At 70.2% G+C, this 19256-nt stretch carries 19 protein-coding genes; 13 read left to right on the top strand and 6 right to left on the bottom strand.

Annotated features, from left to right (window positions below; translation table 11 throughout):
• Positions 1–56 precede the first annotated feature (56 nt).
• The gene (locus tag OV208_RS23715; protein ID WP_267576154.1) at positions 57–2687 is read left to right on the top strand and encodes an O-antigen ligase family protein; all 2631 of its coding nucleotides are present in this window, start codon (positions 57–59) and stop codon (positions 2685–2687) included.
• Between the two features lie 16 nt (positions 2688–2703).
• Here OV208_RS23715 and OV208_RS23710 read toward each other — a convergent pair whose 3' ends face one another.
• Both OV208_RS23710 and astB read right to left on the bottom strand, forming a co-directional pair.
• Positions 2704–3237, bottom strand: coding sequence for an aminoacyl-tRNA deacylase (locus tag OV208_RS23710; RefSeq protein WP_267576153.1), 534 nt, complete (start codon positions 3235–3237; stop codon positions 2704–2706).
• A gap of 128 nt (positions 3238–3365) precedes the next feature.
• Positions 3366–4688 (bottom strand): N-succinylarginine dihydrolase, encoded by a 1323-nt coding sequence (gene astB, locus OV208_RS23705; RefSeq protein ID WP_267576152.1) that lies wholly within the window; start codon positions 4686–4688, stop codon positions 3366–3368.
• A gap of 18 nt (positions 4689–4706) precedes the next feature.
• Between astB and OV208_RS23700 the strand changes: the two genes are divergently transcribed.
• The 12 genes from OV208_RS23700 to OV208_RS23645 all read left to right on the top strand — a co-directional run bounded on the left by OV208_RS23700 (position 4707) and on the right by OV208_RS23645 (position 15288).
• Positions 4707–5672: a lysophospholipid acyltransferase family protein gene (locus OV208_RS23700; protein ID WP_267576151.1), complete on the top strand. Its 966-nt coding sequence runs from the start codon at positions 4707–4709 to the stop codon at positions 5670–5672.
• A 13-nt stretch (positions 5673–5685) separates the two neighbouring features.
• A complete protein-coding gene (gene lptC, locus OV208_RS23695; RefSeq protein ID WP_267576150.1) occupies positions 5686–6237 on the top strand; it encodes an LPS export ABC transporter periplasmic protein LptC in 552 nt (183 codons plus the stop codon).
• The gene (locus OV208_RS23690; protein WP_267576149.1) at positions 6234–6881 is read left to right on the top strand and encodes an LptA/OstA family protein; all 648 of its coding nucleotides are present in this window, start codon (positions 6234–6236) and stop codon (positions 6879–6881) included. Before lptC ends, OV208_RS23690 begins: the two co-directional genes overlap by 4 nt.
• A complete protein-coding gene (gene lptB / locus OV208_RS23685; protein ID WP_267576148.1) occupies positions 6878–7621 on the top strand; it encodes an LPS export ABC transporter ATP-binding protein in 744 nt (247 codons plus the stop codon). Before OV208_RS23690 ends, lptB begins: the two co-directional genes overlap by 4 nt.
• 252 nt (positions 7622–7873) lie before the next feature.
• Positions 7874–9394 (top strand): RNA polymerase factor sigma-54, encoded by a 1521-nt coding sequence (gene rpoN / locus OV208_RS23680; RefSeq protein ID WP_267576147.1) that lies wholly within the window; start codon positions 7874–7876, stop codon positions 9392–9394.
• A gap of 45 nt (positions 9395–9439) precedes the next feature.
• Positions 9440–10102, top strand: a complete 663-nt coding sequence (locus OV208_RS23675) for a GNAT family N-acetyltransferase (RefSeq protein ID WP_267576146.1) — start codon at positions 9440–9442, stop codon at positions 10100–10102.
• Between the two features lie 16 nt (positions 10103–10118).
• Positions 10119–10910, top strand: coding sequence for a hypothetical protein (locus OV208_RS23670; protein WP_267576145.1), 792 nt, complete (start codon positions 10119–10121; stop codon positions 10908–10910).
• A 291-nt stretch (positions 10911–11201) separates the two neighbouring features.
• The gene (gene hpf, locus OV208_RS23665; RefSeq protein WP_267576144.1) at positions 11202–11867 is read left to right on the top strand and encodes a ribosome hibernation-promoting factor, HPF/YfiA family; all 666 of its coding nucleotides are present in this window, start codon (positions 11202–11204) and stop codon (positions 11865–11867) included.
• 270 nt (positions 11868–12137) lie between these two features.
• On the top strand, positions 12138–12599 hold the full coding sequence (locus OV208_RS23660; protein ID WP_267576143.1) for a PTS sugar transporter subunit IIA: 462 nt from the start codon (positions 12138–12140) through the stop codon (positions 12597–12599).
• A gap of 25 nt (positions 12600–12624) precedes the next feature.
• Entirely contained in the window at positions 12625–13470 is an 846-nt protein-coding gene (locus tag OV208_RS23655; protein ID WP_267576142.1) for a hypothetical protein, read from the top strand.
• Between the two features lie 202 nt (positions 13471–13672).
• Positions 13673–14809 carry an alpha/beta hydrolase family protein gene (locus OV208_RS23650; RefSeq protein ID WP_267576141.1) on the top strand — a complete coding sequence of 379 codons (1137 nt, stop codon included), beginning with the start codon at positions 13673–13675 and terminating at the stop codon, positions 14807–14809.
• A gap of 20 nt (positions 14810–14829) precedes the next feature.
• Positions 14830–15288, top strand: a complete 459-nt coding sequence (locus tag OV208_RS23645) for a hypothetical protein (RefSeq protein ID WP_267576140.1) — start codon at positions 14830–14832, stop codon at positions 15286–15288.
• Here OV208_RS23645 and dtd read toward each other — a convergent pair.
• The 4 genes from dtd to OV208_RS23625 all read right to left on the bottom strand — a co-directional run bounded on the left by dtd (position 15285) and on the right by OV208_RS23625 (position 19181).
• Complete coding sequence (gene dtd, locus OV208_RS23640; RefSeq protein WP_267576139.1) at positions 15285–15746, bottom strand: D-aminoacyl-tRNA deacylase; 462 nt, start codon at positions 15744–15746, stop codon at positions 15285–15287. The two genes, OV208_RS23645 and dtd, sit on opposite strands and share 4 nt — an antisense overlap.
• 68 nt (positions 15747–15814) lie before the next feature.
• Positions 15815–16648 (bottom strand): ABC transporter permease, encoded by an 834-nt coding sequence (locus OV208_RS23635; protein ID WP_267576138.1) that lies wholly within the window; start codon positions 16646–16648, stop codon positions 15815–15817.
• On the bottom strand, positions 16645–17559 hold the full coding sequence (locus tag OV208_RS23630; protein ID WP_267576137.1) for an ABC transporter permease: 915 nt from the start codon (positions 17557–17559) through the stop codon (positions 16645–16647). The genes OV208_RS23635 and OV208_RS23630 overlap by 4 nt, the downstream gene beginning before the upstream one ends.
• Entirely contained in the window at positions 17556–19181 is a 1626-nt protein-coding gene (locus OV208_RS23625) for an ABC transporter substrate-binding protein (protein WP_267576136.1), read from the bottom strand. Before OV208_RS23625 ends, OV208_RS23630 begins: the two co-directional genes overlap by 4 nt.
• Positions 19182–19256: the final 75 nt, after the last annotated feature.

Below are 19256 nucleotides of genomic sequence, written 5' to 3'. Positions count from 1 at the left end.
GGCGCGGGTGAAGGAACTGACCCGCCCGGCCCGCGTGACATACTCGCGCCCTCCGCATGGCTCCCGAGTCCCGTCGCGTCTCCCGGTACACCCTGTCCGCTGAGGCGGCCCTCGCGGCGCTGCTGGTGCTGGGCCCGGTGGCGCTGGGCGGCGCGGCGCACTGGGGGTCCTGGCCCCTGAGTGCCCTGGCCGGACTGGCCGCGGTGCTGGCGGTGGTGGGGGCTCGCCGGCAGGGGGAGACTCCCAGGATTCCCTTCCTGGCGGCGCCGCTCGTGGGGGGCGTGCTGCTGTGCGCGCTGCAACTCGTGCCGCTGCCGCCAGTGTTGCTCGGGTGGGTGAGCCCGGAGGCGGCGGCCCTGCGCGCGGACGTGCTCGTGCCGCTTGGACTCACGGGCTTCCGGCCGGTGTCGCTGGAGCCTTCCGCCACGTGGAGGGAGCTGGCGAAGCACGGGGCCTATCTCCTGACGTTCCTCGCGGCGGCGCAGGTGTGCCGGGCCCGGGCGTCGCGCAAGCGGCTGTTGTCGGTGCTGGCCTTCACGGGCGCGGCGGTGGCGGCGGTGGGGCTGGGGCATGCGCTCTTCAACGTGGAGACGCTGTTCGGCCTGCGGGCGTACGTGCATGCGAGGCCGCCGCTGGTGACGCCGTTCGGCAACCCCAACCACCTCGCGGGCTTCCTGGGGCTCGCGGCGACGGTGGCGGTGGGGCTGGCGCTGTCGAAGCCGTCGCGCTCCAGCGCATGGCCCTTCGCGATGGCCGCGCTGCTCTCCGGCGCGGGCGTGCTGTTGTCGCTGTCGCGCGCGGGCATCGTGTTCTTCGTCTTCGGGCAGGTGCTGCTCGCCGCGTGGCTGTCGAAGCAGCGCAGGGAGGCGCGCACGCCCGCGAAGCCCTCCTGGGGGCGGGGCGCGGCGGTGCTGCTGGGGCTGCTGGCGACGCTGTCGGTGGGCGCGTACCTGGCGGCGGACCAGTTGTGGGCGGAGGCGCGCACGGCGGACAGCGTGGAGTCCCTGCGCCACGGCAAGGTGGAGCCGTGGCCGATAATGGCCCGCGCGGCCCGCGCCTTCCCGGTGCTGGGCATGGGGCGCGGCGCGTTCGAGGCCGCGTTCCCGCGCTACCAGACCGAAGCGAACCCCAACACCTTCACGCACCCGGAGAACGCGGTGTTGCAGGTGGCGACGGAGTGGGGCGTGCCGGGCCTGCTGCTGCTGGCGCTGGGCGTCTGGGGCTTCGTGGGGCTGGTGCGGCGCGAAGGCCACGGCCCCGTGGAGCTGGCGGTGCTGTCGGGCGTGGCGGCCCTGGCGCTGCACAACCTGTTCGACTTCAGCCTGGAGCTGCCCGCGTGCGCGGTGGCGGTGGCGGTGGTCCTGGGCGCGGTGGCGCGGCCCCGTGAATCGGAGCGCCTGTTCGCGCGGAGCACGCGCACCCATCGAATTCCCTCGGGCCCGGCGCTGGCGTTGGCGGCGGCGCTCACGGCGGTGATGCTCGTCGCGCTCGTGCCGGGCAGGCGGAGGATGGAGGACGCGGAAGCGCTGCTGGCCCAACGCGTGTCGGCCCGGGCCCCCCGAGCGGAAGTCCGCGCGCTGGGGCTGTCGCTCATCGACGTGCACCCGACGGACTACCTGCTGTACCGCCTGGTGGCGATGGCCTCCGTAGGCGACGGCGTGGAGGGAGCGAAGGACGCGTTGGCCTTCGTCAACCACGTGCTGTACCTGCGGCCCCTGGATGCCCCGGCGCACCGCGTGGTGGCGAGGGCCCTGCTGCACCTGGGCCGGCGCGAGCAGGCCTTCCTGGAGTACCGCCTGGCGCATGAGGGCGGCGACGCGCGCGTGTTGCTGTCCGAAGCGATGCCCCGGGCGCGCACGCCAGGGGAACTCGCGACCCTCACGTCCGAAGCTCCCGGACAGGCCACGGAGATGGCCCAGGCGCTGCTCGGTGTGCCGGAGCGCCGCGCGCTGGGGCTGGACTGGCTCGCCTGGGCGCGGGAACACTTCGAGGGCCGCCCCGAGGCCACCGCGCTGTGGATGCAGGAGGTTCGCGGCCGGCTGGCTCAGGGGGAACTGGAGGCGGCGGAGGCGGCGTGCGTGGAGGTGGAGCGACGGGCTCCGGATGCCCTGGCCACGCACCTGCTGCGCGCCGACGTGTGGCGCGCACAAGGCAAGCTCAAGGAGGCGCTCCAGTCGCTGGAGTCCCTCGCGAAGCGCTTTCCCCAGGACGTGGAGCTGGCGTTCACCCTGGCCGCGCGGCAGCAGGAGGTGGGCCTGACGCGGCGGTCCCGGGACACGCTGGCCGCGGTGGCGCCCTTCCTGACGAGCCTCCAGCAGCGCGCGCGGTTGCTCTCGCTGGAGGCGGACTGCTTCGAGCGTGAGGGACTGCTGGCCCGCGCGCTGGAGCAGCGGCGCTCGGTCGCGGGGCTGGTGCCCGGTCCGGAGAACCACTTCGCGGTGGCCCGCCTGCAGGAGTTGCTGTCGCGCTACGACGCGGCGGCGCGCTCGGTGCACGAGGGCCTGCGGCTCATGCCTCCCGGCGGCTCACGGCGCGCGGAGGTGGAGGCCTGGGCGGTGCGGCTGGAGTCACGCGAGCGTGCGCGCGTGGACACGCGTCGTCGCGAGCTGCTGGAGGATCCGAACGCGCGGGAGCACGAGCCGTCCTCGGGCCGCTCGCAGGCGGTCAGCGATTCCCCGGCGCCTTGACGGAGGGCCCAGGCAGTCAGGCCGAAGCGCCCGACCCCTCGTCCCTGGAAGTGGAATACGAATCCCGCGTCTCCCGCTCATTCACGAGCGGGTGGATGAACGACGCGACCAGGGGCCACTCCAGCCGCGCGAAGTCCTGGAAGCGCAGCTCCAGGGCCTCCTCGTGTGAGCCCGCGCGGAACAACAGCCGCTCGTTGAGGCTCAGCGATTCGTCCACGGCCACGGGCAGGCCGTACAGCTCTCCAAAGGGTGGCTCGGCGCCGACTTCACAGCCGGGGAAATGGTCGACGAACTCGGACTCGGCGGCGAGCCGCACCGTGTGCACGCCCAGGATGTCTCGAACCTGGCGCAGGTTCACGGTCGCGAGCGCGGGCACGACGACGATCCACGGCTGACGGTTCGCCTTCACGATGACGGACTTCGCCACGCGCCAGCCGGGCACGTTCAGCACGTCCACCAACTCCGTCGCGGTCACGGCCCGGGCGTGGGCATACCGCTCGAAGGGGACGCGATGGCGCCGGAGGTATTGCTGGATGGCAATCGGGATCATGGGGACCTCACCTCCTCAACGTTCAAGGTGTGTCCGGACGACGCAGGCGGCCATTCGCCACACCCATTCAGGGGGACGTGGGAGCCTGCCCTCGCCGGGTGTGACGGAGGGCAGGCAGGCAGGCACGGCTACTGCTGGAAATCGTACACGCTGCCCAGCTTCAAGAGCCGCGTCAGCTCATCGAGCGCGGTCATCGTCTCGCGCGCGAGCAGCGGATCCCTCACGTCCTCGGGGCGCAGCACTTCGCGGTAGTGACGGCGCACCCACGCGGCAAGGGCCTCATGGAGGGCGGGGGAGTAGAAGACGTCCGCGGTGATGGCGGCCTTCTCCGCGTCCGTCAGGGAGATGCGCTGGCGCAGACACGCCGGACCTCCGCCGTTGTTCATGGACTGTCGAACGTCCAGGTAGTGCACCGCCTTCACCGGGTTGTCCTCGGCGACCACGCGTTGCAGGAAGGCGTGCGCGTGGGGCGTCTCGCGGCTCTCGATGGGCGCGATGATGGCCATGGTGCCATCCGGCAGCGACAGCACCTGCGAGTTGAACGGGTAGGCCTTCACCGCGTCCTTCACCGGCAGCTCGGCGTCCGTCGCCACCACGGAGCGAAAGTCCTCGCCCAGCTTCTGGCGCAGCGTCGCGAGGAGTGCCGGGTGGTCGGCGAACGCCAGCGCGTGCAGCATGAGGAAGCGCTCGTTGCCCACCGCGAGCACGTCGGTGTGGAACGCGCCCGCGTCGATGCCGTCCGGATGCTGCTGCGGCATCAGCACCTGCTCTGGATTCAACTGGTGCAGCCGGGCCAGGGCCTGGCTGGACTCCAGCGTCTGGCGCGCGGGGAAGCGCTGCGGGCCCTTCACGTCCTGCCACGCGCTGCGGCCCCAGGCGAGCACGTGCACGGCCTTGTGTCCGGGCGTGAAGAGGCGCGTGTGGTTCGCCGCGCCCTCGTCCGCGAAGTGCGCGGCGCCGGGCAGGGGGGCATGGACCTGGAAGTGCTTCGGATCCGCGAAGATGGCGCGCAGCACCGCGTGCGTGGTGTCCGCCTCGATGGCGCGGTGGAACATCTGCGTGAGGTTCGCGGGCGTCAGGTGCACCCGGCCGTCCGCCGTATCCACCGACGGCGCGACGGTGGCCGCGTTGGCCGTCCACATGGCGGAGGCGCTGGAGGTGAGGCGCAGCAGGTGTTCGGCGTCGCGCGCCGCGCGGGTGATGACCTCCTCGTCGGAGCCCGTGAAGCCCAGGGCGCGCAGCGTGCGCAGGGACGGGCGCGGTTGGGGTGGCAGCACCGCCTGCCCCACGCCCAGCTCCGACACGAAGCGCATCTTCTCCAGCCCCTGGAGCGCCGCCGCCCGGGGCTGGCTCGGCTGGCCCCCGTGGGTCTGTGACGCCAGGTTGCCGGGCGAGAGACCGGCGTAATTGTGGGTGGGACCAATGAGGCCGTCGAAGTTGTATTCGCGCATGGGATATGGAGACGCGTCGTGGAGCGTCCCCCCTTAACAAAGCGCCTGAAGCGTTACCTGCGCTACCTGCTCATCGCCGGGATGTTGCGCCTGCTCCAGTTCCTGTCGCTGGGAGCCGCGCGCACCCTGGGCATGACGCTGGGCGGCTGGGCCTATGCCATCGCCGGAGGCGAGCGGCGCAAGGCCCTCAAGTCACTCGCCCGCGCCTTCCCCGACCGGAGCGACGCGGAGCGTGACGCACTCGCCCGTGGCGCCTTCCGCCATCTGGCCGCCGCCGCCCTGGAGGTGGCTTCCTCGCGCGCACTGGATGAGGGCTTGGAGGCCCTGGTGTCCTGGCCCCCGGAGGACCGGGCCGTGCTGGAGGCGGCGCTCGCGAAGGGCAAGGGCGTCGTCTTCGTCTCCGGCCATGTGGGCAACTGGGAGCTGCTCGCCCGGCGCGTGGCGAAGGCGGGCTACCCCAGCCAGAGCATCGCCAAGGAGTCCAGCGACCCGCGCCTCACCGCGCTCGTGGAGGACTTCCGGGCGAAGGGTGGGGTGCGCAGCATCTGGCGCGGCCAGGAGGGCGCGGCGCGGGCCATGCTCCGCACCCTTCGCAGCGGCGAAATCCTGGGCATCCTCATCGACCAGGACACCAAGGTGCAGTCCGTCTTCGTGCCCTTCTTCGGGGAGCTGGCCGCCACCCCGCGCGCGGCGGCGGACCTGGCGCTGCGCACCGGCGCGGCCGTGGTGGTGGGTTTTTGCCAGCGGGACGGCGAAGGCTACCGGCTCACCATGGAGGAAGTCCCCGCGCCGGAGGTGACGGAGCGTGAAGCGGCCGTCCAGGCGCTCACCGCCGCCCTGTCCCAGCGCATCGAGGCCGCCATCCGCCGAGCGCCCGAACAGTGGGTGTGGATGCACCAACGCTGGAAGACGCGCCCTGTCATGGAGGCGTCGCAGGCCGCTTCCCCGGCCCTTCCCGACCCAGCGTCCACCCCGGTGCGGTGATAAGGAAGACCCCGTGTCGCGCCTCCTTGCCTTGAGCTTCCTGGGACTCCTCGCCACCGCCTGCGCGCCGCGCCGTCCCGCCGAGGGCGTCGCGACCGAACCGCGCCCGGACGTGGTGCTGGAGGGCGCGCGCCTGCGCTCGTTCGAAGGCGAGAAGCTCATGGTGTCCGGCTCCGCCCGGACCGTGCACTACCGGCGCGCGGGCGGCGAGGTGCAGGCCACGGACGTGGTCGTGCGACTGCCACCCGGCCAGGGCGCGAAGGGCTCGCCCCTGCCCATGGCGGGAGGCACGGTCATCACCGCGCCGAATATGGACGGCAGCCTCGCGTCCAAACGGTGGGTGGGCAGCGGAGGCGTCGTCGTGCGCACCGGTGACGGCATGGTGGCCCGCACGCCGCGGCTCACCTACGACGCCACGACGCAGCGGGCGCATGGCGATGAGGGCGTGACGATGCAGGGCCCCGACTACCAGATGCGCGCGGACCGCTTCGAGCTGTCCGCGCCGGATGAGACGTTCACCTTCGAAGGCACGGTCGAAACCGTGCTGGGTGGAGCCGCGCAGTGATCGAGTTCCTCGTGATGGCGCTGTTCCTGGCCCAGCCCACGCCCGCCCTGGCCGCGAAGCCCGCGGGCCCGGCCCCGACGGCGGGGGCGACCACTTCCCCGGCAACGAAGCCTGGCACCCCGGTGGCGACGCCCGCCCCGGCCGCGCCGCTCCCCGCGCCGGGCGTCTCGCTGGCCCCCGGCAAGCTGCAGAACCCGGTGGACCTGTCCGCCGACCTCGTCTCCGGCGACCGCACCCAGGCGGTGCTCACCGGCAACGTGAAGGTGAAGCACCAGACGATGGACATCCGCTGCGACAAGATGACCGCCTACTACAACCAGACGCGCGAGGTGACGCGCGTGGTGTGCTCCGGCAACGTGCGCGCCGTGGACGGCGACCGGCAGGCCAGGGGGGAGCGCGCCGACTACGACGTCCCCTCCGGCGTGTTGGTGGTGACGGGCTCGCCCGAAGCGCGGCAGGGCAACACCTACGTTACCGGCACCAAGGTCCGCCTCATCCTGGGCAACGAGCGCGTGGAGGTGGAGAACGCCCGCATCCTCGTGGAGTCCCCGGCCTCCACCGCTGTTCCCGGCACCCGCAAGAAGGCGCCCGCCGCGCCCAAGCCGGGAGTCGCCACCCCCGCGCCCGGGGGCACGCCTCCATGACCCCGGGCGCGAGGCTGTACGCGGAAGGGCTCCAGAAGTCCTTCCGCCGCCGCCAGGTGGTGCGGGACGTCTCCTTCAACGTCGCCCCCGGTGAGGTGGTGGGCCTCCTGGGCCCCAACGGCGCCGGCAAGACGACGAGCTTCAACATGGTGGTGGGGCTGGTGACGCCGGACGCGGGCCGGGTGCGCGTGGGCGACGAGGACCTCACCCACCTGCCCATGCACCGCCGCGCGCGCCGGGGCGTGGGCTACCTGCCGCAAGAGGCCTCCGTCTTCCGCAAGCTCACGGTGCGCGAGAACTTCCTCGCCGTGCTGGAGCTGGAGAAGGGCCTGGGCAGCGCCGACCGCAAGAAGCGCGCCGACACCCTCCTGGAGGAGTTCGGCCTCACCCACGTGGCCGAGTCCTGGGGAGAAACCCTCTCTGGCGGCGAGCGCCGACGCGCCGAAATCGCCCGCAGCCTCATCCCCTCCCCCCGCTTCATCCTCTTCGACGAGCCCTTCGCCGGCGTGGACCCCATCAACGTGGGCGACCTCCAGCGGCAGATCCACCTGCTGCGCGAGCGGGGCCTGGGCATCCTCATCACCGACCACAACGTCCAGGACACCCTGGGCATCTGTGACCGGGCCTACATCATCGCACAGGGTCAGATTCTTGAAGAGGGGACCCCCGAGCAGATCGCCGGGTCCGCCCGTGCGCGAGCCGTCTACCTGGGAGACCGCTTCCGTCTCCAGGTCCCTTGACGAATCACACTGTTCGTACGTCTCCAGATGCTCAGCGTGAAGTTGGCCCCGCTTTTGCGTCGACGTTTGAACACAGGGCAGGCAGGCGGGGGTTGCGGCAACCTTCTGGATTTCTTGCAGATTTTTCACACTGCAAATCAAGAACCATGCGGAGGGGCACTGGACGTGGCCGGGTCGCCTTGTTAGGTTGGCACGGTCTTTGATGGGAACTCCCATCGAGTCGGCACGCACGTCTTCTGGAGACGCCCCCACATGGCGATGGAACTCAAACAGAGCATGAAGCTCGCGCAGCAACTGGTGATGACGCCCCAGTTGCAGCAGGCCATCAAGCTCCTCCAGCTCTCTCGGATGGAACTCCTGGACCAGGTCCGGGAGGAGATGGAGCAGAACCCGCTCCTGGAGCAGCCCGAGGAGGGCATGCCGGGCGAGGTGAGCGAGAAGGAGCCGGGCGAGGCCTCGCTGGAGGCCGACAACGCCGAGGCCATTCGCGACGGCGACATGCCTTCCGCGAATCCCGAGACGGCCCAGGAATTCAAGGCGGACGGGGAAGGCCCGCCTGAAATCGACTGGGAGGCGTACCTCAACAGCTACCAGTTCAACGAGCCCACCACCGCCTCCAACAAGGGCAACGTGGCCACGGACGACCTGCCGTCGTTCGAAGCCAACATGGTGAAGAAGGAGGACCTGGTCGACCACCTCCAGGAGCAGCTGGGCACGCTGCGGCTCAACGAGGCCGAGCGCCGCGTGGCGGTGCTCATCCTGGGCAACCTGGACGACGACGGCTACCTCAAGCTCCCGGACATCGAAGGCGACCCGCTCATCCGCCTGTCCAACGAGGCGGACGTGCCCATGCACGTCGCCGAGCGCACCCTGCGCCGCATCCAGAACCTGGAGCCCCGCGGCTGTGGCGCGCGCGACCTCCAGGAGTGCCTGCTCATCCAGCTCCAGGCGATGAAGGACCCGAACGCCGCGCTGATGGGCCTCATCATCAAGCGGCACATGAAGTATCTGGAGTCCAAGAACCTGCCGGCCATCGCCAAGGACCTCAAGGTCACCCTGGACGAGGTCATCGCGGCGGCGAAGCTGCTGCCCAAGCTGGATCCGCGGCCGGGCCGCAACTTCAGCGGGGACGACGCGCAGTACATCACCCCGGATGTCTTCGTCTACAAGCTGGCCGAGGAGGAATACACGGTCGTCCTCAACGACGACGGCCTCTCCAAGCTGCGCATCTCCGGCATGTATCGGAACGCGCTGAAGAACGGCGCCGTGAGCCCCGGCCAGACGAAGGACTTCATCCAGGACAAGCTGCGCAGCGCGATGTGGCTCATCCGCTCCATCCACCAGCGGCAGCGGACCATCTACAAGGTCACCGAGAGCATCGTGAAGTTCCAGAAGGACTTCCTGGACAAGGGCATCGCGCACCTCAAGCCCCTCATCCTGCGCGACGTGGCGGAGGACATCGGCATGCACGAGTCCACCGTCAGCCGCGTGACGACGAGCAAGTACGTGCACACGCCGCAAGGCATCTTCGAGCTGAAGTACTTCTTCAACTCGTCCATCGCGCGCGTGTCCGGCGAGGACACGGCCAGCGAAGCGGTGAAGCACCACATCAAGCAGCTCGTGTCGCAGGAAGACTCGCGCAACCCGTACTCGGACCAGAAGATTGTCGAGCTCCTGCGCTCGCAGGGCACCGAAATCGCCCGGCGCACGGTGGCCAAGTACCGCGAGGTGCTGGGCATCCTCCCCAGCAGCAAGCGCAAGCGCTACTACTAGCGCTTTGTCTCAACCGGCCCTGCCCGTCAGGGTCGGAGTTGGGGCATGAAGCGGTCCATGGACCCCTTGCCCCCTGCTTCCTTCCCCGGTGACGCCGACGCTCCCCGCCGGGAGCCCCTGCCCCTGGTCGTCCCGCCCGTCACGTTGGAGGGGACCACGGTGCGGCTGGTGCCGCTGACCGCCGACCACGTGCCCGCGCTCACGGCGCTCTGCGAGCCGGAGCTGTTCACGCACTTCTCGCGCGTGTTGCGCACGCAAGACGACGTGGCGGACTACGTCGCCACCGCGCTCCGGGCCGCGTCCGAGGGCACCGAGCAGGCCTTCGCCATCTGCCTGCGCGAAGGCGGGGACGTGGTGGGCACCACGCGCTTCATGGAGATCCAGCGCGCGCACCGCACGCTTGAAATCGGCTCCACGTGGCTGGGACGGCGGGTGTGGCGCTCGCGGGTGAACACCGAGTGCAAGTTCCTGCTGCTCCGCCACGCGTTCGACGCCCTGGCGGTGATGCGTGTGCAGTTGAAGACCGACCGGCGCAACGTGCGCTCGCGGGCGGCCATCGAGCGGCTGGGGGCCACGTTCGAGGGCATCCTGCGCAACCACATGCTGGTGCGCGGCGGCATCGTGCGCGACAGCGCGTACTACAGCATTCTCGACACGGAGTGGGCAGGGGTGCAGGCACGGCTCACGGGACTGCTCGCGCGGGAGTGATAGGGTCGCGGGCCCTATGTCCCTTCCCGTGTCTTCTTCGCTGCCTCGCTGGACCGTTCGTGGATTTGGAGCCCTTGGGGCGCTCGTGTCGCTGGTGGGGTGTGGCGGTGGCGAAACGAAGGTGATGTCGCTCGCGGAGCTGTCGGACCGCACGCTCATCTACGCGCTGACGGACGTGGACGACGAGGAGACGCCGGACGCGCAGGGCGCGCACCGCTTCACCGTCAGCTACTCCGTGACGGACGGCCCGTGTTCACGCTTCGCGGACGACGTGACGGCCACCCTCAACGGCCAGCCCATGACGCTGGTGCCGGGCGGCGCGTCGGAGGTGGGCGGGCGCGGGGACGCGTGCGAAAACAGCCGCGCGTACTTCAACTACGACCCGGGCGCCTGGAGCCGCGAGCCGGTGAGCGACATCACGGTGCAGCTCCAGGACGCCACCACCACCGTGCGCCTGGTGCTCCAGGGCGCCAAGGCCAAGCGCAGCTTCACGTTCCAGGGCGAGGGCACCCCCGACAAGCTGCGCGTCGGACAGACGTACGACTTCCTCTGGGAGCCGGCCTCGGAGGTCCCCGGTCCCGTCAGCGTCATCATCATGCGCGAAGGGGGCAGGGCGCCCGGCACCCTCACCGCCACGCAAGAGGGCGGCAAGGTGGGCATCACGATTCCGGCCACCACGCCGCAGGCGAATCACCTGCTCAGCATGGAGGCGAGCCTCGCGGGCATCGTGCGCGAGTGCACGGGCGTGGCCTCGTGCGACGGCACCATCTTCCACTCGCAGGACTTCGTCATCGCCGTGGTGCCCTGAAGCCTTCGCGTTTCGTCAATGGCGAAGTGCTGGCGAAGTGACAGGTGTCACCGGCCAGAGGCTGCTCGCGTGACAGGGTGAAATGGACGGCCCGGGCCGGAAAATGGGACCCGGGTCGGAATCCCCTTCACGTGGTGTGCAGTGGACACAACACGTGTCCTCTGGCGGTCGCTTGCGCGGCCGCGTGTCGTGGACGGGAAGTTCCTACGTGGGGGGCCGGGTTGCTTTCGGCGTGGGCTCCGTCTCTGATCTGTGACGGAGCTTACCTCTCTCCCTAGGAGGCGACCACGCATGCAGCTCAACATCACCTTCCGTCAGTTCGGAGCGTCGGATTCCCTGAAGGAATACGCCCGTGAAAAGGTCGATCGGGTGAACCGACTGTTGGACCGGGCTGGAGAGGCCCACGTGGTGCTGTCGTTGGAGCGGCACCTGCACCACGCGGACATCACCATCCACTCGGGCGCCTGGATCCTCCGAGGCCGCGAGAAGAGCGATGACATGTACGCCTCCATCGACCTGGCGATGGACAAGATCGAGCGCCAGCTGCGCCGCTACCGCGACAAGCTCAAGACGCATCACGGCAAGGAGAAGGTCCACCACCGTCAGGACCTGGTGAACAGCCTCAAGGTCCGCCACGACGTCTTCGAGGTCTCCGAGTTCCTGGAGTCCACCGAACCCGCCCAGGCGGCGCAGACGTCCACCACCGAGGCCTCGAACGACACCGCGCAGGCGGCCGAGTCGGGGATCGCGCGCCTGGTGCGCACCACGCATCTGGCCATCCAGTCGCTGTCGGTGGACGACGCGGTGATGCAGATGAACTTGATGAACAACGACTTCTACGTGTTCCAGAACCAGCAGTCGCACGCGTTGTCCATCGTCTACCGCCGCAAGGAAGGCGGGTTCGGGCTCATCGAGCCGCACCTGCCCTCGGAAGCAGTGGCCGCCACCGGCACCTGACCCGACCTTCCAGGTTCGAGCCTGGAGTTCGCAAGTCAGGGAGTCCGGTCCGCCCCCCACGCCGCTCACGCGCGGGGGGCGGGAAGGGAAGCCGTGGGCACGGGGGAAGCCTCCGGAGGGGTCCGCGAAGTCCGCGGAAGCCTCGGGGGCTGATGCGCAGTGAGCGAAGCGCTTTCCACCACCCAGGCGACCCTTGCGCGAATCCAGTGTGAGGAGTAATTGCCGGCCGAGGAATCATTGCCGGCCCGGAGCGCCAGTGCGGGAGCGCCATTGAGAATCGCCGATTTCCTCAGCCCCCAAGCAGTCGTCGCGGACATGCAGGCCCGCACGAAGCCGGAGGTGCTGCGCGAGCTGAGTGCCACGCTGGCGCGGGCGCATCCGAGTTTGCGCGAGGACCGGCTGGTGGGGGTGCTCCAGGAGCGGGAGAAGCTGGGCAGTACGGGCATTGGCGAGGGCGTGGCCATCCCCCACGGCAAGCTGGCGGGCATGGACAGTCTCCAGGCGGCCTTCTGCGTGTCGCGCGCGGGGGTGGACTTCGAGGCCATCGACGGCAAGCCCACGCACCTGTTCTTCGCGCTGGTGGCGCCGGAGAACAGCGCGGGGGTGCACCTGAAGGCGCTCGCTCGCATCTCGCGCCTGTTCAAGAATCCGCGCTTCCGGGCCGCCATCCTGGAAGCCCCCACGGCGTCGGACATCCACGCCCTCATTGTCCAGGAAGACGCGCGGCCCTGACGGCCGCACAGCAAGGCGCCCCACCATGGACGTCGTCCTGCGTCCCATCAACGACCGTTTCTTCCACGAACAGGTGCTGCCGTTCTTCCAGCGCGCCATGGGGGATGCCTCCGGCGCCCTGGAGCTGCTGGCGAGCCAGCTGGGCGACCCGCAGGCCTTCACGCTCTGCCAGCGGCTGTCCATGTCGGCGATGCCGGGAGGCGTGGGGTCGCTCGACTCGGATGGGTGGATGGACCTGGTGGACCGGCTCGTCTTCCAGCCCTGGCAGGAGGCGCCGGGTGGCTGGGAGGTGGGCGGCGCGCACGGGGGCTACGCGGACGAATGGGATGAGGCGCTGAACCTGGCGCTGATGGTGGAGGACCCGGCCTATCCGTATTGGGACACGAAGGCGGCGCGGACGGTGCGGGACAGCTTCCGCCTGCGGCCTCCGGGGGACCAGGGACTGGCGTCGCTCCTGGCCGGGCAGTGGGATCCGTTCCCGGAGTTCCCGCCGGACCGCGTCTTCGTCACGCAGGGCCGGGGTGAGTACGCGGCGCGGGAGCGGTTCGCGTTCGCGGACTGGGCCTGGAGGCCGGCGCGCACGGTGGCGCACTGGCAGGTGAACCTGCCGCGCAAGCTGGAGCGGTTGCTGACGCGCGAGCAGGAGCGGATGAAGCTGCCGGTGCTGCCGGAGCGCGACGAGGTGCTGGGGTACTGGTCGGGCAAGGTGGCCCAGCCGCCGCCGCTCTCCGTGCTGTTCTCCGGACTGGGGCCGAACGCGGCCACGTGGATCCGTGAGCTGGGCGCGCTCACCCTGCACCTGCGCTCAGCGGCGCAGACGAAGCAGGGGCTGGCGGCGCTGGTGACGCGAGGGACGACCGTCCGGCTGTGAGGCGCGGGGCCCGTCGCAAGGGGGCCTGCTCAGGGACGTAGGTGGAAGAGGGGCCTCGTGCTCTGTCCAAGAGCGGTCGCGCGGGTCGTTCCGGCGCCACCGACGCGTTCCGTGCCTTCCCGATGTTCCCGCGAAGCCGGTTTCCTTGCCGAGCCATTCCCGGCCATGCTCCGGCCGCACGCCCCTGCTTCCGGAGCTGTCCATGCACCGCCGCTCGCGACGCACCTCCCCTGCCTTCCGCCCGTGGCTCCCGGTTCGCCGGATGACGGGCGGGGCCCTCGTGGTCGCGGCCGTGCTGGCGTCGGGCTGTGCTTCCTCGAAGAAGGCGGAGGCTCCGCGCACGGATGTCGCGTCGCTCTACGGCAAGGACGCGGCCTACGCGGTGGGCGTCACCCAGTCGCTGTCCTTCGAGGACGCGGTCCGCCACCGCACGCTGAAGCCGCTCATCTGGTACCCGGTGGCGCCCGGTACGCCGGTGGATGACCGCGCGCCCTCGGACGTGTTCAAGCCCTTCTACGGAGCGAAGGACGCACCGCTGTCGGACGCGCAGGCGCGCTGGCCGCTGGTGCTGCTGTCGCACGGCAGCGGAGGCTCGGGCATCGACCTGTCCTGGTTCGGTGCGCACCTGGCGGCGCACGGCTTCATCGTCCTGTCGTTGAACCACCCGGGCAACTCCTACAAGGACACGAGCCCGGAAGGCTTCGCGCGCGCCTATGAGCGGCCGAAGGACTTCACGGTCATCCTCGACCAGTTGCTGAAGGACCCGACGTGGGGACCGCGCGTGGATCCGGAGCGCATCGGCGCGTCGGGGCACTCCATGGGGGGCTACACGGCGATGGCGCTGGTGGGGCTGCGGCTGAACCTGGAGTGGATTGAAAAGCGCTGCACGACGCCCGGCACCCGCGAGGAGATTGGCTGCGAGGCCCTGCGCGACGTGGACTACCGCCGCATCGACATGAAGGAATCGCGCGCGTCGTACCTGGACCCGCGCGTGAAGGCGGCCTTCGCGATGGCGCCGGGCATGGCGGCCTCCTTCGAGGCGCAGGACACGGCGGACATCCAGAAGCCCGTGGAGCTCATCCTCGCGAAGGGCGACGAACTGATGCCGCACGAGCAGCACGGCATGCAGTTGTCCGGGCGGCTGTCTCCGGCCATCACCACGACGGTGGTGCTGGATGAGGCTGGTCACTTCACCTTCCTGCCCGAGTGCCACCCGAAGGGCTTCGAGGTCATCGCCATGCTGTGCAAGGACCCGGTGGCGGGGACGCGCGCGGCCTCACAGGCGCGCACGAAGGCGGAAGGTGTGACGTTCTTCCGGCGCACGCTGGACGTGCGTTAGGTCGGAAGGAGGCACCTCGCATGATGCTCAAGGGAACAGATGGCACCCACTTCGGGCTCCGCATCCTGGGCTACCAGTTTCCGCAGGGTGGGTCCGCGGCGAACTGGTTGAACATCGAGATCGACGCGGCCTTCGCATCCGTCGCGTGGAGGGCCACCGACCCGGCGCTCGAGACCTTCGAGGTGAGAAGCCTTGCGAACTGGTTCGAGGCGCTCGCGGAGGCAAGGCCCGCTCAGGACGCCAAGTCCTTCCTCGAACCCAACCTGAAGTTCGAGCGGCTTGCGAGTCCAGGCCCTCAGGTCCTCGTGAAAGTTCGGGTGAAGGGCGAGCTGCGACCCCCTCACAACCTCTATCCGCCCGAGGCGGAAGTGAGCGCGCACTTCGCCCTGGATGCAGCGGCGCTGGGGGCCGCTGCGAAGTCCTTGCGCGAGCAGCTTCAGGACTTTCCGCAGCGCGAAGAGCCCGACGAGGAAGTTTAGGCCGGAGGGGCTGCCTTCGGCGGGCTCTCCAGCAGGATGGTGACAGGCCCGTCGTTCACCAGCGCGACCTTCATGTCCGCGCCGAAGATGCCGGTGCCCACGGTGAGGCCCCGCTTGCGCAGGGCTTCGCACGCGCGCTCATAGAGGGCCTTGGCCGCGACCGGCTCCATCGCGTCGATGAAGCTGGGCCGGCGGCCCTTGCGCGCATCCCCGTAGAGGGTGAACTGGCTCACGACGATGAGCTGCTTGGAGGTGTCCTCCAGGGACAGGTTCATCTTCTCGTCGGCGTCCTCGAAGATGCGCAGCAGGGCAATCTTCTCCACCATCCACGCGAGGTCCGCGTCGGTGTCGCCCTTGCCCACGCCCAGGAGCACGAGCAGCCCGGGGCCCATCTCGCTCACGCGCTGGCCGTCCACCGTCACCGACGCTTCCAACACCCGCTGCACCACGGCCTTCATCGCGCATCACCTCCAGAGGTCCCGCCCCATGCTTCCTGCCAGGGAGGGACCAAGGCTTCAAGCGCGACTCACGGCCCCTGGTGACGCGGATCCATCGCGTCGCGAAGCGCATCGCCCAGCAGGTTGAAGCCCAGCACGGTGACAGCCAGCGCGATGCCGGGGAACAGGGCCACATGCGGCGCCACCAGCAGGTACTGCGTTCCCTGGTCCACCAGCGCGCCCCACGACGGAGTGCCCGGAGGAACGCCCAGGCCCAGGAAGCTCAGGGACGCCTCCGCGACGATGGCCCCCGGCAGCGCGAACGTGGCCTGCACGAGCAACGGCCCCGCGGCATTGGGCAACAGGTGCCGCACGAGGATGCGTCCGGGCCCACTGCCCAGGGCGCGAGCGGCCTGCACGTAGTCACGCTCGCGCAGGGTGAGCACCTGCCCGCGCGTCAGTCGCGCGTAGCCCGTCCACCCGGTGAATGAGAGGGCGAAGACGACGTTGGTGAGGCTGGGGCCCATCACGGAGGTGATGAACAGCGCCAGCAGGATGCCGGGGAAGGCGAGCAGCACGTCCACCAGCCGCATCAGACCTTCATCCACGAGTCCGCCCGCGTACCCCGCGATGCCGCCCAGCGTGATGCCCAGCACGCCCGACAGCAGGACGGCGAAGAAGGACACCTCCAGCGACACACGCGCGCCATGCAGCACATGGGTGAGCACGTCGATGCCGTTCTCTCCCGTGCCCAACAGGTGTCCCGGGCCCGGTCGCGCCAGCTCCTGCGTGAGGTCGATGGCGTCCGGTGGATGGGGACTGAGCCACGGGGCGAACAGCGCGGTGAACACCCAGACGCACGCCACGGCGAGCCCGAACCGGGCCCCCCACGACTGCAACCGGAAACGGCGAGCCCCGCTCATGAGCGCCTCCGCACGCGGGGGTCGACCCACGCATAGGCCGCGTCGGTGAGCGTGTTCACCATCACGTAGCAGAAGGTGAAGAGCAGCACGGTGGCGCGCACGGTGTTGTAGTCGCGCTTCTCGATGGCGGTGAGCAGCAGCGTGCCCATGCCCGGCCACGCGAACACCTTCTCCGTCACGATGGCGCCGCCCAGCAGCGCGCCGAACTCCAGGCCCAGCACCGTCACCAGTGGCAGCAGCGCGTTGCGGAAGGCGTGCTTCCACAGCACCACGCGAGGCGACAGCCCCTTGGCCCGTGCCACGGTGACGTAGTCCTCCCGCAGGGCCTCCAGCATCGTCGCGCGGGTCATCCGAGCGAGGAACGCGGCCAGCGCGGTGCCCAGCGTGAACGCCGGCAGCACGAGGTGCCGCCACGACTCCGCGCCCGACACGGGCAACCAGTCCAGCTTCAGCGCGAACAGGATGATGAGCACCGGGCCCAGCCAGAAGCGGGGCAGGGCGACCCCCGCGACCGATACGCCCATCGCCGCCGCATCCACTGGAGTACCCCGCCGCGCCGCCGCCATCACGCCCAGGGGCAGCGCGAGCAACAGGGACACGGCCATCGCAGCCACCGTGAGCAGCAGCGTGTACGGAAGCGCCGCGCCCAGGGCCGGCAGCACCTTGCGCTGGAACGGAGGCAGCGACGTGCGCAGCTCCCCCGTGCCCAGGTCGCGCGTGAACGTCCAGAGCTGCTCGTACCAGGGCAGGTCCAACCCCACCGCCCGCCGCAGCGCCGCGCGGTCCACCTGCGTCGCCTGTTCCCCCAGCATCACGTCCACCGGATCCCCGGGGACGAGGTACAGGAACAGCGACACCAGCAGCAGCGCACCGACGAGCGCGATGGCCGCCGACACCAATCGCTTCCTCACGGCGTCCTCCTTGTATCGGACGCATGCGTCACTTCCCGCGCCCTCGCCAACGGCGTGAGCAGACCGTGCGCGCTGGGCTCGAAGTCCACGAGCTTCGACGACACCACCGCGACACTGGACTCGTGCCACAGGGGAATGACGGGCAGGACCGCATCCAGCTCCTGCTGCGCCCGGGCATACAGCGCCCGCCGCTCCTCGCGGGGCGCCTGCGTCGCCGCGTCCAGCATGCGGTCCAGCGCAGCATCCTTCAGCGCGCCCCGGTTGAAGCCGCCCCAGTGGTTCTCCGGCCCGGGGATGTTCCCGGAATGGAACGCGCCTCTCAGCAGGTCCGGCTCCATCACGGCGGCCCACTTCAACGTGAACAACTCGAAGCGGCCCCGGCGCACGTCGTCGAAGAACGTGCCGAACTCCAGCCCGCGCACCTCGATGGCCACGCCCCCCCGAGCAAGCTGCTCCTTGAGCACCAGCGCCACCGCGCGCCGGAACCGGTCCGTGCTCGTCTTGAAGGTGAACGCCAGCCGGGGCTGCCCTCCCGGCCCATCCGGATCCGGATACCCCGCCGCGTCCAGCAACCGCCCCGCCTCCTCCGGCGAATACCCGCACGCGGGCGTGGCCGTGAACGCCCAGTGCGCCCTCGGCAGCATGCTGGACGCGGGCTCCGCCAACCCATGCAGCTTGTGCTCCACCAGCGGGCCCACGTCGATGAGGTGGCACAGCGCCTGCCGCACGCGCACGTCCGCGAGCGGGCCCTCGCGCAGGTTGATGCCCACGTAGGTGAAGCCCGTGCCCGGCTTCGTCACCACGCGCAGGTGCGGCGCCTCCCGGAGCGCGGGCAGCACCGCCGGGGACACCCCGTTGACCACCAGATCCGCCCGGCCCTTGAGCAGCTCCAGCACCCGCGTCGTCTCGTCCCGCACCACCCGGAATGTCAGCCGCGAGAGCGCGGGCGTCCCGCCGTGCCAGCCCGCGAAGGGCGTGAGCGTCAGGTGCTCCTCGTCCGGCCAGGACTCGAAGCGGAAGGGGCCCGCGCCCACCGGGTGCGTGGCCTGGGCCTCGATGCCCTGGGGGCCGGCACGCTCGGAGGGGAGGATGGCCGCGGAAAGTTCCGCCAGCAGGGGCGCGTAGGGGCGCTTCAGGTGGAAGCGCACCGTGCGGGCATCCACCACCTCCACCCGCTCTAGGGGTTCGTACCGTTCGCGCTTGGGGCTGCCCAGCGCCGGGTCGCGCAGGCTGTCATAGGTGGCCTTCACGTCCTCGGCGGTGAGAGCGGTGCCGTCGTGGAAGGTGAGGCCTGGCCGCAGGACGAACTCCACCACCGTGGGGGACACGTCGCGGAAGGACTCGGCCAGTTGGGGCACCGGGGCGCTGGCGTCGTCGAAGGTGAGCAGCCCCGGGCTGATGAGCTGCGCCAGCCGTTGTCCATGGGCCGTGAGGGCGAAGCGGTCATCCAGACTGTCCGGTGGCGCCTCCAGCAACACCGTGATTCCGGCCGGGGGCGCTTTTTCGCGGCAGCCGGCGTAAAGCAGCAGGGCCAGCGTGGCGGACACCACCCGGGCGGCGGCGCGGAAGGGCAGGGGAGGCATGGCTTCTGTCACGGACCGGATGTCAGGGGGAACGTCCATGCTGCGACAGCATCCTCTCGGTTTCCAGGAAGCAGGCAGGCGGGCATGCCTTCTTCTGGAAGAGCGAGCGCCCAG

The organism is Corallococcus sp. bb12-1 (assembly GCF_026626765.1).
Taxonomy (GTDB): domain Bacteria; phylum Myxococcota; class Myxococcia; order Myxococcales; family Myxococcaceae; genus Corallococcus; species Corallococcus terminator.
The sequence above is the reverse complement of the archived record's forward strand: the minus strand, read 5'-3'. Positions and strand labels throughout refer to the sequence as shown.

What these genes read in the sequence shown, in the direction of transcription:
- OV208_RS23670 (WP_267576145.1), top strand. Translation starts at nt 10,119, where the DNA reads ATGTCCCTTCCCGTGTCTTCTTCGCTGCCTCGCTGGACCGTTCGTGGA.
- OV208_RS23650 (WP_267576141.1), top strand. Translation starts at nt 13,673, where the DNA reads ATGCACCGCCGCTCGCGACGCACCTCCCCTGCCTTCCGCCCGTGGCTC.
- dtd (WP_267576139.1), bottom strand. Translation starts at nt 15,746, where the DNA reads ATGAAGGCCGTGGTGCAGCGGGTGTTGGAAGCGTCGGTGACGGTGGAC.
- OV208_RS23715 (WP_267576154.1), top strand. Translation starts at nt 57, where the DNA reads ATGGCTCCCGAGTCCCGTCGCGTCTCCCGGTACACCCTGTCCGCTGAG.
- hpf (WP_267576144.1), top strand. Translation starts at nt 11,202, where the DNA reads ATGCAGCTCAACATCACCTTCCGTCAGTTCGGAGCGTCGGATTCCCTG.
- OV208_RS23710 (WP_267576153.1), bottom strand. Translation starts at nt 3,237, where the DNA reads ATGATCCCGATTGCCATCCAGCAATACCTCCGGCGCCATCGCGTCCCC.
- astB (WP_267576152.1), bottom strand. Translation starts at nt 4,688, where the DNA reads ATGCGCGAATACAACTTCGACGGCCTCATTGGTCCCACCCACAATTAC.
- OV208_RS23645 (WP_267576140.1), top strand. Translation starts at nt 14,830, where the DNA reads ATGATGCTCAAGGGAACAGATGGCACCCACTTCGGGCTCCGCATCCTG.
- lptB (WP_267576148.1), top strand. Translation starts at nt 6,878, where the DNA reads ATGACCCCGGGCGCGAGGCTGTACGCGGAAGGGCTCCAGAAGTCCTTC.
- OV208_RS23675 (WP_267576146.1), top strand. Translation starts at nt 9,440, where the DNA reads ATGAAGCGGTCCATGGACCCCTTGCCCCCTGCTTCCTTCCCCGGTGAC.
- OV208_RS23635 (WP_267576138.1), bottom strand. Translation starts at nt 16,648, where the DNA reads ATGAGCGGGGCTCGCCGTTTCCGGTTGCAGTCGTGGGGGGCCCGGTTC.
- rpoN (WP_267576147.1), top strand. Translation starts at nt 7,874, where the DNA reads ATGGCGATGGAACTCAAACAGAGCATGAAGCTCGCGCAGCAACTGGTG.
- OV208_RS23625 (WP_267576136.1), bottom strand. Translation starts at nt 19,181, where the DNA reads ATGGACGTTCCCCCTGACATCCGGTCCGTGACAGAAGCCATGCCTCCC.
- OV208_RS23655 (WP_267576142.1), top strand. Translation starts at nt 12,625, where the DNA reads ATGGACGTCGTCCTGCGTCCCATCAACGACCGTTTCTTCCACGAACAG.